Origin of the sequence: Saccharibacillus endophyticus (assembly GCF_013185185.1) — a bacterium.
Lineage (GTDB): Bacteria > Bacillota > Bacilli > Paenibacillales > Paenibacillaceae > Saccharibacillus > Saccharibacillus endophyticus.
Genome location: NZ_JAAZWE010000001.1, coordinates 64,868 through 79,075 on the forward strand (window position 1 = coordinate 64,868; position 14,208 = coordinate 79,075).

11 protein-coding genes are annotated in these 14,208 nt (G+C 53.8%); 7 read left to right on the plus strand and 4 right to left on the minus strand.

Features of this window, described 5'->3' with window-relative positions:
- Positions 1-23 precede the first annotated feature (23 nt).
- The 6 genes from HRQ63_RS00275 (at position 24) to HRQ63_RS00300 (ending at position 9,779) form a co-directional block, all read left to right on the plus strand.
- A complete protein-coding gene (locus HRQ63_RS00275; protein WP_172237392.1) occupies positions 24-1,088 on the plus strand; it encodes a carbohydrate-binding family 9-like protein in 1,065 nt (354 codons plus the stop codon).
- A gap of 7 nt (positions 1,089-1,095) precedes the next feature.
- Positions 1,096-3,924: a transglutaminase domain-containing protein gene (locus HRQ63_RS00280; RefSeq protein ID WP_172237395.1), complete on the plus strand. Its 2,829-nt coding sequence runs from the start codon at positions 1,096-1,098 to the stop codon at positions 3,922-3,924.
- A 39-nt stretch (positions 3,925-3,963) separates the two neighbouring features.
- A complete protein-coding gene (locus HRQ63_RS00285; RefSeq protein ID WP_172237421.1) occupies positions 3,964-5,070 on the plus strand; it encodes a glycoside hydrolase family 18 protein in 1,107 nt (368 codons plus the stop codon).
- A gap of 226 nt (positions 5,071-5,296) precedes the next feature.
- Complete coding sequence (locus tag HRQ63_RS00290; protein ID WP_172237424.1) at positions 5,297-6,073, plus strand: class I SAM-dependent methyltransferase; 777 nt, start codon at positions 5,297-5,299, stop codon at positions 6,071-6,073.
- Positions 6,074-6,211: 138 nt separating this feature from the next.
- Positions 6,212-7,909: a M3 family oligoendopeptidase gene (locus HRQ63_RS00295; protein ID WP_172237427.1), complete on the plus strand. Its 1,698-nt coding sequence runs from the start codon at positions 6,212-6,214 to the stop codon at positions 7,907-7,909.
- Between the two features lie 169 nt (positions 7,910-8,078).
- A complete protein-coding gene (locus HRQ63_RS00300) occupies positions 8,079-9,779 on the plus strand; it encodes a M3 family oligoendopeptidase (RefSeq protein ID WP_172237430.1) in 1,701 nt (566 codons plus the stop codon).
- A gap of 73 nt (positions 9,780-9,852) precedes the next feature.
- Here HRQ63_RS00300 and HRQ63_RS00305 read toward each other — a convergent pair whose 3' ends face one another.
- Entirely contained in the window at positions 9,853-10,743 is an 891-nt protein-coding gene (locus tag HRQ63_RS00305; protein WP_172237433.1) for a helix-turn-helix domain-containing protein, read from the minus strand.
- A 163-nt stretch (positions 10,744-10,906) separates the two neighbouring features.
- Here HRQ63_RS00305 and HRQ63_RS00310 point away from each other — a divergent pair, with 163 nt between their 5' ends.
- Entirely contained in the window at positions 10,907-11,317 is a 411-nt protein-coding gene (locus HRQ63_RS00310) for a response regulator (protein ID WP_172237436.1), read from the plus strand.
- A 261-nt stretch (positions 11,318-11,578) separates the two neighbouring features.
- On the opposite strand, the gene HRQ63_RS00315 is transcribed toward HRQ63_RS00310, so the two are convergent.
- The 3 genes from HRQ63_RS00315 to HRQ63_RS00325 form a co-directional block, all read right to left on the minus strand.
- Positions 11,579-12,148: a YdeI/OmpD-associated family protein gene (locus HRQ63_RS00315; protein ID WP_172237439.1), complete on the minus strand. Its 570-nt coding sequence runs from the start codon at positions 12,146-12,148 to the stop codon at positions 11,579-11,581.
- A 43-nt stretch (positions 12,149-12,191) separates the two neighbouring features.
- Positions 12,192-12,722 (minus strand): DinB family protein, encoded by a 531-nt coding sequence (locus HRQ63_RS00320; RefSeq protein ID WP_172237442.1) that lies wholly within the window; start codon positions 12,720-12,722, stop codon positions 12,192-12,194.
- Positions 12,723-13,264: 542 nt separating this feature from the next.
- Positions 13,265-14,191 (minus strand): helix-turn-helix transcriptional regulator, encoded by a 927-nt coding sequence (locus HRQ63_RS00325; protein ID WP_172237445.1) that lies wholly within the window; start codon positions 14,189-14,191, stop codon positions 13,265-13,267.
- Positions 14,192-14,208 lie beyond the last annotated feature (17 nt).

Here is a 14,208-nt window from a genome sequence, read left to right on the forward strand (position 1 = left end):
CAATATGGACAGGAGGAATACAGATGAATTTAAGCGGGATGCCGGAACCGGCGATTCCTTTCGCGCCGCTGTCGTATATCTGCAAGCGCGCGCCGGGCAAACTTGAACTGGACGGTCGCTTGGACAAAAAGTTCTGGGCCGACGCGCCGTGGACGGAAGACTTCGTCGATATCGAAGGCGATCTGAAGCGTAAGCCCTGGAAACGGACGCGAGTGAAAATGTTGTGGGACGACGAGTATTTTTATTTCGGCGCGGAATTGGAAGAAGACGAAATTTGGGCGACGCTGACGGAGCGGGAATCGGTCATTTTTTACGACAACGACTTCGAGATTTTTATCGATCCCGACGGCGACACGCATCAGTACTACGAGTTCGAGATCAACGCGCTGAACACGGTATGGGATTTGATGCTGGTCACGCCTTACCGTGACGGTGGACCGCCGATAAACGGCTGGGATATTCGCGGTTTGCGGACAGCGGTACATATCGACGGCAAGCTGAACGATCCGGGTGCCGACAACCGAAGCTGGAGCGTGGAAGTCGCGATGCCGTGGAATATTTTGCGCGAATGCGCGGAAGGGCAAAAACCGCCGCAAGCCGGGCAGTATTGGCGGGTGAATTTTTCGAGGGTGCAATGGCAGGTGGAGAAGGAGGACGGCGCGTATCGGAAAAAGATCAATCCGGAGACGGGCCGTCCATATCCCGAAGACAACTGGGTGTGGTCGCCGCAAGGCGTGATCAATATGCATTATCCGGAAATGTGGGGATTTGTGCAGTTTGCTGGAGACGAGATGTCCGGCGGCGCCGAGCCGTCGTTCGAACTTCCTGATGATGAGTACGTGAAATGGAAACTGCGCCGCTTGTATTACCGCCAACGGAACCACTATGAACGCTTCGGGGAATTCGCGGCCGAGCTGGCCCCGTTGTTGGAAGACGGCGACGAAGGCGGCGAACTTGCGGCATGGGGAAGTTCGGAACAAACGCCGTTGATCGAGACGACGACGAATTCGTTCCGGATCCGGGCCGTTTCGGCAGACGGAAGCGGGGCGTACTGGATACGCGAAGACGGGAAACTATGGAAGGAGTGAAGCGCCTATGAAAACAGACGAAAGCAAGCCGAAGTTCGGACGAAACGCAAGCTTAAAAGATTCGGGCGGCGAGCAATCGAACGCGTCGGGGAATCCCGGCGCGAAAAACGGTATTTTCTCACTGACTCCCGAACGGCTTGAAGCGATTAACGAAGCGTTCGAGCGGCGGCGAGAATTGGCCTCGGCGCGCGATCATGAACTGTTCGGCGTACTGGACGAGGAACATCTGAGCGACGAAGAACGTCTGGCTTTGATATTCCTGTATGCCCATATGCCGATCAACGATCTGGCCGATTACGAAGGGAAGCTGTTTTTAAGCCATGTTCGGCAGGCTCTTCATATGCGCCGTGCCATGCCGTGGGGAACCGACGTGCCGGACGAATTGTTTTTGCATTACGTGCTGCCGCCGCGCATCAATAACGAACGGATCGAAGATTACCGCGGCATCATCGCAGGCGAGTTGAGCGAGCGCGTTCGTTACTTGTCGATGAGCGAAGCGGTATTGGAGACCAATTACTGGTGTTATGAAAAAGCGACGTACACCGGCAGCGATGCGCGAACGATTTCGCCGCTCGGCATGATCGTCAGCGCGAAAGGACGCTGCGGCGAAGAATCGACGCTGGCGACGGCGGCGCTGCGCAGCATCGGCATACCCGCGCGTCAATGCTACACGCCGCGCTGGGCGCACGTGGATGACAATCATGCCTGGGTGGAAGCATGGGCAGACGGGAAGTGGCATTTTATCGGGGCTTGCGAACCGGAAGCGCAGCTCGACAAAGGCTGGTTCGACGGACCTGCCCGCCGGGCGATGTTGGTCCATACGCGAGTTCCGGCCGGATACGACGGACCCGAGCCGGTCACGCATACGGACGGGGCGCATACCGAGATCAATCTGCTGGCAAACTATGCGCCGGTACGGATGCTGTTTGTGCAGGTATCGGACACAGACGGTCTGCCTGTTTCCGGAGCCGAGGTGCAGTTTCAGCTTTACAACTATGCGGAGCTGCATCCGATCGCTTCGGTACGAACGGACGATAGTGGTAACGCTTCTTTTCTCACCGGATACGGCGATCTGGTCGTGCGCGCGGCGTCGAAAGGCAGCTGGGCGGAAGCTTGGATCAACGGCAGCGCGGAAAAATCGTCGGAGCAGCAGATCCGCCTGATACTGGACCGAAGCGGGCAGCCGGAAGGCACGGTCGATTTCGATCTGACGCCGCCGAAAGAAATACCCGCTCCGGCAGATCGGGAAGCGCCGGGCGAACAAGCGTTGGAAATCCACCGCCGTCGCATGGCTGAAGGCGAACGGATCCGCGCCGCTTACGAATCTGCTTTTGCCGACGAAGCGCAAGCCGGACAGCTGGCGGAGCTATGGGGGATGGAAGCGGATCGCTTGTTCAAGGTGCTGAGCGACGCGCGGGGAAATCACGGCGAAATCGCGGCTTTTTTGAACAAGCACGTGCCCGAGCACGGCGAATGGCCGCTGCGTTTGTTGGAAAGCCTGACCGCCAAAGATATGATCGATATCCGGCAAGAGACGTTAGAAGATCACCTGCTCGGCGGCCTGAAAGCTTTGCGCGATTACGAACGGGATCATCACGGCGAACTTTCCGGCGAGCTTTTCGTTTCGGAAGTGTTTTGCCCGCGCGTGCGTTGGGAGCGTCTTGTCCCTTACCGCGAGCAGCTGCAAGCCGCTTTTTCCATCGGGGAACAGACGGCGTTTCGGGCCGATCCGCAGTCGTTGGCGCGGCGGATCGCCGACGAATGGAGCGTCCGCGACGATCTGACGCCCGTTCCCGGCAAGGCGTCGCCGATCGGGACTTTCGCGTTGAAAGCGGGCGATCGGGAGTCGGTCGAGATTTTGCTGGTGGCGCTGTGCCGCAGCATCGGCATTCCGGCTCGGCTGCATCCCGCGACGCAGCGCCCGCAGGCCATGGCGGGCAGCGAATGGATCGATCTGGAGCGCCCCGCGTCCGCGGGCAAAAGCGAACCCGAGGTCGGCGAAATCCAAGCGGCAGTCAAGGCATCCGCTGCTGCTTCAACAGACAGACTTTCGGATGGAAATTCGGTCTCGACGCGCGGCACTTTGCGTCTGCTGCCGGATCTCGAAAGTTCGGATGCGGCCGTCGCAGTCGAAGCTTCTTACCGGGAAAATTTCACCTTGGCCCGTTTGGAAAACGGTTTGTATACGACGTTGAATTATCCTTTTCGGGAAAAAGACATTTATGCGCAGCCGTTCGAGCTGGAAGCGGGCGAATACCGAATGACGACGGGCATTCGTTTGCAAAACGGACGTGTGCTCGGACGGATGTTTTATTTCGCGATCCGGGCTGAGCGGGAAACAACGCTCGCGCCGATCTTCCGGCAGCCGGAAGAAGTCGTGCCGATACTGGGAAGCGCGCCCGAAAGTTCTCGGCTTACGCTGCCGGACGGAACGGGATCTCCGCTATCCGATCTTGTCGGCAGCGATGGCGCTTTGGTGGCCTGGATCGATTACCGGCTGGAGCCGACCCGACATCTGCTGCGCGAGGCGGGCGAAATGAAAGCGGAGCTGGAGGCGGCAAACGTGCCTTTGGTATTTATCGTAAGCGATCAAGGCGTCAATATGGACGAGATCGCGTCGTTTATTCCCAAACCGCTTCCGACCGGAGCGATCTTCGTTTGCGATGTTTCCGGCGAGGCTTTTGCGGCAATGAGTGCCGTGTGTCCGCCGCCGGGCACGGAATATCCGCATATTTTTGTACTTGATGCGCAGCGGCATATCCGTTATGCCGAATCCGGCTACAAGCCGGGCAGCTGCAGCGAAGCTTTGAGCATTTTACGCACGGTGCGTGCTTGACTTTCGGTTCCGACTATTTTACAGGAAAGAGGAAATGACATGAACGATCCCTTATCTACACAATCCGCAAACCCGAATCCGATCCGCACGGTGGGTTATGTCGGCCACAACGACCTGCCGGACCTCAAAACGGAAGACCTGCTCAAACTGACCCATATCAATATCGCGTTCGGCCATGTGCACGATGATCAGATCGTCACCGACCATTTGAACAACATGACCGAAATCGCCCGTTTGAAAAAAGAGCATCCGGGCATCCTGATTCTTCTGTCGGTCGGCGGTTGGAGCGCGGGCGGTTTTTCCGAAGCGGCATCCGGCGAGGCCGGGCGCCGTCGCATGGCCGAGTCTTCGCTGGCGGCTATCGACGCTTACGGATTGGACGGGATCGATCTCGACTGGGAATATCCGTGTTACGGCGAAGCCGGAATCGGAGCCGACCCGTCCGACCGCGAAAACTTCACGCATCTGCTGCGAACGATCCGCGAAGCGTTCGACGCGCGCGGCGCTTCCGACGGTCGGCATTATCTGCTGACGATCGCGGCGGGGGCCGATCAGTATTACATCGACGGCACGCATATGGACGAAGCCCAGCAATACCTCGATTACGTCCAGTTGATGACCTACGACATGCGCGGCGGTTTCCAGGTGCTGACCGGACATCATACCAATCTGCATACGCCGACGGGAGACTTGTTCCGAATCAGCGTCGAAGCGTCGGTCAACTTGTTCGTCAATGCCGGCGTACCGAGATCGAAGATCGTTATCGGGGTGGCTTTTTACTCCCGGATGTGGAAAGGCGTACCGAACGTGAACAACGGCCTGCATCAGATGGCGGCGACCGGCGGCGGCTACGGACCGGAATTCACCGAACTGCATGAAGCGTATATCGATCTTGGAGGCTTCCTCAGATTTTGGGACGACGAAGCCAAAGCGCCTTATCTGTACGACGGAGGAGAGCATGACGGCGGCACGTTCATTACCTATGACGACGAAGAATCGATTCATTGGAAATGCCGTTACGCGGTGCGGGAAGAACTGGGCGGCGTCATGTTCTGGGAATATCGCTGCGATCGGACCGGATTGCTGCTGGAAGCGATTCGGGCAGGAGTGGCCGGCGGGGAAAAGCCGGCTCCGTCCGCAACTTGAAGAGGATTGAAATACAAGGCGTTTGAGCAAAAATGATCGGGATATCCGTGATTATGGACAAGTTTCCTTTCTATCGCTACAATCGAATACAATGTCCGATAGCCCCGCTCCCGGCAGCGGGGCTGTCGGCATTTGCAGAACGCGGAAGCGGACGCCTGTTAGAGGCGAGCCTATCCGTTTCCCTGTTCGATTTTCGAATAACGCGTGAATAAGGAGCGAATGTACATTGTCGAGCCAATCCGAGCTTTTCGATCAACACGATAATAACGAAGAGTACGCAAATCCCGAGCGGTACGACCTGGAAAACGAACAGTGGAAACCCGAACTGCCGACGCTGCTGGAATACGCAAAGGCGGCAGCGGGAAGTACGGTTCTTGAAATCGGCTGCGGCACCGGGCGCACGGCGATTCCGCTGGCGGAAAACGGCTGCCGCGTCATCGGCGTCGATTTGCATGAAGGCATGTTGGAACTGGCGCGCCGAAAAGCCAAAGCCAAAAACGTTGAAGTTCAGTGGATCGCCGGAGACGTGTCCAAGCTGCATTTGCCGTCTCCCGCGGGTTTCGCTTACATGACAGGAAACGGATTTCAGCACTTTTTGACCAATGAAGATCAGAACGCGCTGCTGTCGGCCGTGTCCGACAATCTGCAAAGCGGCGGCGTGTTCCTGTTCGATACCCGTTTTCCCGGACAAGAAGAATTGATGCAGCCCGAGACCGAAGAGTATTGGCGTACGACGGTCGAAGCTGACGGAACCGAGACAAAGCTGTACACGATCGCCCGTTACGATGCCCTGACGCAGATTCAGCATTACGCGACGATACGCCGCAGCGCCGACGGTTCGGAAGAACGTACGCGTATCGATCTTCGTTATACGTATCCGCAGGAGCTGCATCGTTTGGCGGAAGGAGCCGGATTCGAGCTCGAGGGGATGTTTTCGGACTGGCAGCGTTCGCCGCTGGTTTCCGGCAGCTATTCGATGATCTGCGCGTGCCGCAAACGATAATTATCCCGATTTCCGAATAAACTTTCATTATGTTAACTAACCTGCCGCAAAAAGAAAAACTTTTACATTTGATCTGGTGAATCGTTCTTAAACTCGTTATACTTGAAAAATAGTCCGTACATCAGAGGAGGAAACGCATTGACGACTTTTCAGCAGTTTGACTACGTACGCCCAAATATTGACCAGTTGAAGATTAATTTTAAGGAATTGATCGCCAAGTTCGAAGCCGCGGGAAGCGTTGCGGAGCAGGAGTCCGTCATGCACGAGATCAACGCGCTGCGCAACAGCTTTGACACGCAGCATCAGCTCGTCAGCATCCGTCATTCGATCGATACCACCGACGAGTTTTACAAAAACGAGCAGGATTTCATGGATGAAGTCGGTCCGGTCGTGCAGGAGTACATATCCGATTACTACCGCGCGCTGACGACGTCGAAATTCCGCGGCGAGTTGGAAAGCAAATGGGGCACGCAGCTGTTTGCTTTGGCCGAAAGCGCGATTCGCACGTTCAGCCCGGAGATCATCGAAGATCTTCAGCTCGAAAACAAACTGTCGACCGAATACGATCAGCTGATCGCGTCGGCGAAAATTCCGTTCGAAGGCGAAGAGCGCACGCTGCCGCAGCTGCTGCCGTTCGAATTGTCGACGGATCGCGACATGCGCAAGCGCGCGTCGGAAGCCCGCTTCGGGTTCCTGAACGAAAAAGAACCCGAACTGGACCGCATCTATGACGAGCTGGTCAAAGTCCGTACCAAAATCGCGAAAAAACTCGGCTACCCGAGCTTCGTCGAGATGGGCTACGACCGCATGATGCGTACCGACTACAACGCCGAGATGGTCGCGAACTTCCGCAAGCAGGTGCAAGAAGAAATCGTGCCCGCGGCGACCCGTCTGCGCAAACGTCAGGAAGCGCGTATCGGCGTCGACGAACTGCGTTACTACGATAACGGATTCAGCTTCGAAAGCGGGAACCCGACGCCGAAAGGCGACCCGGATTGGATCGTCAAAAACGGCGAAGACATGTACAAAGAGTTGGCGCCGGAAACGGACGAGTTTTTCCAATTCATGCTGAAAAACGACTTGATGGACCTGGTGAGCAAAAAAGGCAAAGCGGGCGGCGGCTACTGCACGTACCTGCCGGATTACAAAGCGCCGTTCATCTTCTCGAACTTCAACGGCACGTCCGGCGATATCGACGTACTGACGCACGAAGCGGGACACGCGTTCCAAGTGTATTCCAGCCGCGGTCACGAAGTGCCGGAATACTTGTGGCCGACGTACGAATCCGCCGAAATCCATTCCATGAGCATGGAGTTCTTCACCTGGCCGTGGATGGAGAAGTTCTTCAAAGAAGACACCGACAAATACCGCTTCGACCACTTGGCTTCGAGCCTGCTGTTTATTCCTTACGGCGTCTCGGTCGACGAATTCCAGCATTTCGTGTACGCCAACCCGGACGCGACGCCGGACGAGCGCAAAAGCGCTTGGAGAGAAATCGAGAAGAAATACCTGCCGCATCTGAACTATGAAGGCAACGATTACCTGGAACGCGGCGGCTTCTGGCAAAAGCAGGGTCATATCTACGGCGCGCCGTTCTACTATATCGACTACACGCTGGCGCAGCTCTGCGCGTTCCAATTCTGGAAGCGTTCGAGAGAAAACTTCGAAGCCGCGTGGAAAGACTATGTTCACCTGTGCGGCTTGGGCGGCACGCAATCCTTTACCGGACTGGTCAAAGAAGCCGGCCTGATTTCCCCGTTCGAAGACGGCTGCGTATCCTCCGTCATCGGAACGATCGAAGAATGGCTAAACAGCGTGGACGATAAAGCATTGTAAAAAGAATTCGACGGTTCGCATCAACGCAACGCGATCGTAAGCCTGTTTGGATAAACCCGACGGGCCGTCAAAACCGCCGTTCACCCGAGTGTGAACGGCGGTTTTTTACATATTGAAGACAGGCAAGCCGCTACTCGCGTAACATCCGACAGAAGAGGAGTGCAGAAGAATGAAGCAGTCTTTTCACGATTTTCCGTATGTCCGCCCGGATATCGAGGCTTTCCGCCGAGATTTTCAGGCTGCGATCGCTTCTTTCGAATCCGCAAAGAACATCGAACAACAAATCGCGGCCAACCGCATTTACAATGAGCGGTATTCGGCGATTGCCACGCAGGTCACGCTGGTCAATATTCGGCATTCGATCGATACGACCGACAAGTTTTACCAAGACGAAAAAGCGTTCATGGACCGCAACATCCCGATCGTGCAGCAGATGGAAGCGAGTTATCATCAGGCATTGATCTCGTCAAAATTCCGACCCGAGCTTGAAAAGCTATGGGGGACGCAGCTGTTCGCTTTGGCCGATGCTTCGAGCCGCGCGTTCGACCCGGCGATCATCGAAGAGCTTCAGCGGGAAAACGAGCTGTCGACGAAGTATCAAATGCTGATCGCGTCGGCGAAAATTTCGTTCGAAGGCGAAGAGCGCACGTTGATGCAGCTGATGCCGTTCGAATTGTCGACCGACCGGGCCATGCGCAAAAAAGCTTCCGAAGCGCGTTACGCTTTCATGGAGGAACGCGAAGCCGAATTCGACGGCATCTACGACGAACTGGTTAAAGTCCGCACATCGATGGCCCGCAAACTGGGATATCCGAGCTATGTGGAAATGGGCTATGACCGGATGAAGCGAACGGATTACGATGCCGGAATGGTCGCGAATTTCCGCAAACAGGTATTGGACGAAATCGTGCCGGCGGCAAACGCTTTGCGCAAACGCCAGCAGGAGAGAATCGGCGTCGATACGCTTCGTTATTACGATAACGCCTTCAGTTTCGAAAGCGGCAACGCGACCCCGAAAGGCGACGCGGATTGGATCGTGCAAACCGGCGAACGAATGTATCGGGAGATGTCGCCGGAGACGGACGAGTTTTTCCAATTCATGCTGCAAAACGACATGATGGATCTGGTGAGCAAAAAAAGCAAAGCGGGCGGCGGTTACTGCACGATGCTGTTCGATTATAAAGCGCCGTTCATTTTTTCCAACTTCAACGGAACCTCGGCGGATATCGACGTGCTGACGCACGAGGCGGGACACGGGTTCCAGGATTACCGCAGCCGGAATTTCGAAAATAAAGCGTACTGCTTCCCGACGATGGAATCGGCGGAGATCCATTCCATGAGCATGGAGTTTTTCGCTTGGCCGTGGATGGAAAATTTCTTCGAAGAAGATACCGAAAAATACCTGTTCAATCATCTGGAGAGCGCGCTGCAATTTATTCCTTACGGCGTCTCGGTCGACGAATTCCAGCATTTCGTGTACGGCAACCCCGACGCGACGCCGGACGAGCGCAAAACGGCATGGCGGGAGATCGAGAACAAATACCTGCCGCATCTGAATTACGAAGGCAGCGATTATTTGGAACGAGGCGGCTTCTGGCACAGGCAAAGCCATATCTTCACCGCGCCGTTCTATTACATCGACTACACGTTGGCTCAGATCTGCGCGTTCCAGTTCTGGAAACGTTCGAGGGAAGACCGCGAAGCGGCTTGGGCGGATTACGTGCATTTGTGCGGCCTCGGCGGCAGCTTGTCGTTCACGAATTTGGTTCGCGAAGCAGGTTTGATCTCGCCGTTCGAAGACGGCTGCGTGTCGTCCGTGATCGGGCAGATCGAAGAATGGTTGAACGGAATCGACGATCGGGCATTGTGAAAAATTGAAAAGATAACGCGAAAAGGATGAACCCGAATTGTCGGTTCATCCTTTTGGTTTTATTATTAAATGATTAAATAGCGGACGACATGGCTTGTTTGCGAAAATCCTGAGGCGTCTGTCCCGTATGCTTATGGAAAACGTAAGCAAAGTAACTCGCCGATTGAAACCCGCAAGCGCCGGCTACTTCGGATACGGGGCGGTTGGTTTCTTTGAGCAGTTCGCAGCTTTTTTGAATGCGGTACTGCACGAGGTAATTGTTCGGCGTAAGGTAGAGATGCTTTTTGAACAATTCGCAGCATCGGCTGCGGCATACGGAGCCGGACGCCGCGATGTCGTCGGTGGTCAGCTTGGATTCGTAACGTCGATGAATATAGTCTGTCATATCATGAATAATGGCAAGATGGCGGATATCCGCAGAGGCACTCGATTTTTCTTGGATATGATCGGCAATGCATGCAGACAGATAGGAGCAGCGGGAGATGAGATGCAGCAGGTTGCCGGAATCGGTTTTCATTTGCGCGTTGATCTCGATCAGCAGGTTAATAATCTCTTGCTGCCAAGGGACTTCTTCGGACAAAAGAAAAAAGTCGTCGGCGTTCAATCCGAATTTTTGATTCAAAAAAGTTTTCCCTGCCGAAGTATGCTCGCCCAACAAAGTCGGATGCACGGTAACGATAATATGCGAGCAGTTGCCGTTATCGTTAAAAAAACCGCGATGTAGTCTTTTGCTATTCACGAAAATCGCATTTCCTTTTTCCAAACGGACCGTCTGATCGTTGACCAGATAGTTCATGGATCCTTCCAAAATCAATACGAATTCCAGGTCGGCATGCCAGTGATACGCAAAAGCATTCAAATCCTGGATGCGTCTCGAACCTTCATAAATACATACGGGAAACCCCGGCAGATTATACGACAGCTTCTCGGACAGATCCGAAGAAATTTCGAGCGGTTCAACCATATCAAAACCCTCTCATGAAAAAAATACGATATTGATAGCGAAATAGACTATTTTTAGCGCAAAATCGATAATTTTATTATACAATTTCGATAATCGAATGTGAACCGGATTCGAATAACGGAAAAGACAATCTCAAGTCTGCGGAAATAGGGAGGGGTGACGGATGAATACCTTGATTATTGCCGATGATGCCGAGGTCAAAAATACGATCAAGCAGGCGATTTGCGAGCTTGGGTTGGGGTGTACGATTTTCGAGACGTCTTCGCCCAAAGAAGCGCTAAAGCTGATGAAGTCGGATCGTATGCCTATCGTCTTTTCGGAGGTCGACATGCGCCAGATGAACGGCTTGTCTTTTGTCGAAACGCATAAGCGTGCTTTTCCCGGGACCTGCTGGTTGGTCATCTCGGCGTCCAAAAACTTCTACGACATCAAAAAGGCGATCGAGCTCGGCATTATCGATTATTTATTGAAACCCGTCGACGGATCGGAACTGCGCGACGTACTGAAAAATCGCGTCGTGGAGAAAACGAATCGATACGCGGGCAATCCTCATACATGCGCAGCTTGCCATTGAAGTCAAAGAGCCTTCTTTTTCAAAGAAGGTTCAAGGTGCCGAGAAAGTCCGACGTATCTGTAAGCGAGCCGACGGAGAGAAAAATTCAGTGAAGGAATGAAATGTTCGCCTTTGAAATCGAGAAAATTCCGCTAAAATTCAATCCTTTTCTCGATTTCAACACGCGACCGGAACGAATTTTTCTCGGAGTCGGCTCGCTTCCCGCGTCAAAGCCACTTTCTTGACAGCCTCAACCTTCTTTTTCAAAGAAGGTTCTTTTACTTATTCCAATAATCGACCGTTGTCATTCCACTGCCCGTACATGCGATTTTGCTGTGTATTGATGATGAATTTTTTAAGTCTGCTATTGAATAATTCCGGTTGTTTTCGATAGCTTTGAATATTGTCCAGCCGGATCCGTCGATATAATTCGGGAAAGGCGAGGAAGTTTTCAAGCGTTTGCGGATCTTCTCGCAGTCTTCGGTCGATCTCTTCATCTATGGAGAAAGAGTCCAAACCTCCTTTCGGAAAAACAAGTCGTCCGCTTTCATGCATAAGTCCCAGACGTTCCATGCGCAAAGCACGCTGCTTGTTAAGTTCGGTCCATGAGCTGCCGCGTGCCCTTGGCGAAAGACGCTGCATTACGCCGATGCCCGCCGCGGTCTTTTTCACGCCGTCGATCCAGCCGAAACATAAACATTCTTCGACAACATCCAGATACAGTAGCGTATCGGGACTTGGTTTCATGCTCACGGCGACCCAGCAGCAGTTTTGCGAAGCGTGATTCTCCTCCAGCCATTGCCGCAAATCTTCCCGCGTTTTGACCTCCGTTAACAAAGGCTGCATGTCCATCGTCCCGATTCCCCCTTTTTTCAACCGACCCGGTCGTGCTTTCTTAATTCGAATAAACCTGTGCTTCGTCTACCGGATTTTGATACCAGAATAACACATAATCCGTCATCGTCGAAGCATGCCCGAGCTGCCGCAGCATCGCCGAAATATTCCCCCGATGATACGTCCCGTGATTGACCATATGCAGCAAAATCTCCGATAAGCGCGTCTCGCGCTTGCCCGTATACGGATTTACCAGCAAAATGCTTCGTTCCAGATCAGGTTCAGTCCGAAGCCAATCTTCAACCTTGTGCGCGAGAGCTTCGAAAGCGGCAGCAAATTCTTCTGCGCCAAGACCGGACATCTCCTGCTCCAACGACATAAACTGATTCATGGCCTGCTGCATGTCCATGCCGGTCAGTACGTGATACCAGATCGTTTCCACCGCGAACATATGAGCGAATCCCCGGCCGATCGTCGGAAAAGAAGTATTCACCTCCTGATGCATGAGGGAAGAAGGAAGCTCTTTGATCCGTTTCAACAGCGTTTGCGTAGCCCAAGCGTCGTAAGTAAACATTTGTGCAGGATGATTCATTTTTGATGACCTCTTTTCAATAAGTGATGTAAACCGTCTTCAACAACAGAATACGAAAAGAAGACTGACAACAGCGTGTCAGTCTTCTTATTTCAGAGCCAATTCCTGCTCGGGGAAAGAAGCCGGAGACTACGTGGGAAATTGCCAGCATAGGCTTCCGAAGTGCATTTCTTCGAAATGCTTCACAAAACGCTGTTTCACCTGGAAAGTTGATTGAAGTTTTTGTGGAATTTTTCCAGGTTCAAAGGCGTTTTAAACTGAATTTCCCCCTCCGTTTCGCTTCATTTATAAATAAAATCAAAAAAAGACTGACAATGTAAGGTCAGTCTTAAGTCGCCGAGAAACTCTAACGTAGCTGGAAGCGAGAAGACGGAGAGAGAAATTCAGTGAAAGTCGCCTTTGAACTTGGAAAACTTCAACTACAAATTTCAATCGACTTTTCCAGGTGAGACAGCGAATTGAACGAATTTCTCTCGCAGTCTTCTCGCTTCCCCCGCCAACGTAACTTTCGAGAGCATCCTGAGACTGACAACGATGCAGCGTCAGTCTTTTTTTCCGTCGTACAGGAGCAATGCCTTTTGCAAATGATCGCGCAAAATGAACCGCAGCTCCGTCGGCTGCAAGACTTCCGCGCCGGGACCGAAGCCGAGCAGGATCGACCAGAGCCAGCGGGCTTCGAGAGGCTTGTGAATGCGCAGGCGCATCGTGAGGCTCCCGTCCGAATGAAAATTTTTGTCCGCTTGGGGGAATTGGTCGAGCGCACCCGACAGCGCTTCCGGGTAGATCCGAAACACGACATCGCAAGTCTGTTCGTCTTCTTCGTATACCGCCGGCGGTCGATCCGTCAAGCCTTCATCGTGCGCCGCAAAACGGTCTTCCGTCAACCGCACATCCAGCATGCGCGACAACCGGAACTCGCGATAATCGCGGCGCGTCCGGCAGAAGCCGTAGACGTACCAATTGCTGTGTTTGTAATGCAGGCGCAAAGGCTCCAGCGTTCGGGCGGTTCGTTCATTGTCCGCGCGGACGTAATCGAAGCGAACGGCGCGGCGCTCCGAGATTCCCGTTCGCAGCTTGGGCAGCGCTTCGGGATCGACGCGGCGGGTTTCCAGACTGACGGCCAACCCGGCAGCACCGTCCGAATTCGCGGAGATCGTTTGCAACCGTTCGATCGTGCCCTGCGCCCGCTCGTCTTCGAAGACCGAAGAGAGGCTGCGCAGCACGGTGAGCAGCGTCTCGACGTCGTAGGAGCCGAGCAGCGCTTTGTCCATTTTATAACCGTCCATGATGCCGTAGCCGCCATGCTGCCCCAATACGGACACGACCGGGAATCCGGCAGCGCACAGCACGTCGATATCCCGATAAATGGTACGCTGCGAGACTCCGTATTCATCCGCCAATACGGCCGCCGACAGCACCTCGTGATTGAGCAGCTTATAGATCATGGCAATTAATCGTTCCAATTTCATGGGTTTCTCCACCTGTT

Coding starts and splice junctions, on each gene's coding strand:
- HRQ63_RS00325 (WP_172237445.1), bottom strand. CDS start 14,191: ATGAAATTGGAACGATTAATTGCCATGATCTATAAGCTGCTCAATCAC.
- HRQ63_RS00280 (WP_172237395.1), top strand. CDS start 1,096: ATGAAAACAGACGAAAGCAAGCCGAAGTTCGGACGAAACGCAAGCTTA.
- HRQ63_RS00320 (WP_172237442.1), bottom strand. CDS start 12,722: ATGAATCATCCTGCACAAATGTTTACTTACGACGCTTGGGCTACGCAA.
- HRQ63_RS00300 (WP_172237430.1), top strand. CDS start 8,079: ATGAAGCAGTCTTTTCACGATTTTCCGTATGTCCGCCCGGATATCGAG.
- HRQ63_RS00275 (WP_172237392.1), top strand. CDS start 24: ATGAATTTAAGCGGGATGCCGGAACCGGCGATTCCTTTCGCGCCGCTG.
- HRQ63_RS00305 (WP_172237433.1), bottom strand. CDS start 10,743: ATGGTTGAACCGCTCGAAATTTCTTCGGATCTGTCCGAGAAGCTGTCG.
- HRQ63_RS00310 (WP_172237436.1), top strand. CDS start 10,907: ATGAATACCTTGATTATTGCCGATGATGCCGAGGTCAAAAATACGATC.
- HRQ63_RS00285 (WP_172237421.1), top strand. CDS start 3,964: ATGAACGATCCCTTATCTACACAATCCGCAAACCCGAATCCGATCCGC.
- HRQ63_RS00315 (WP_172237439.1), bottom strand. CDS start 12,148: ATGGACATGCAGCCTTTGTTAACGGAGGTCAAAACGCGGGAAGATTTG.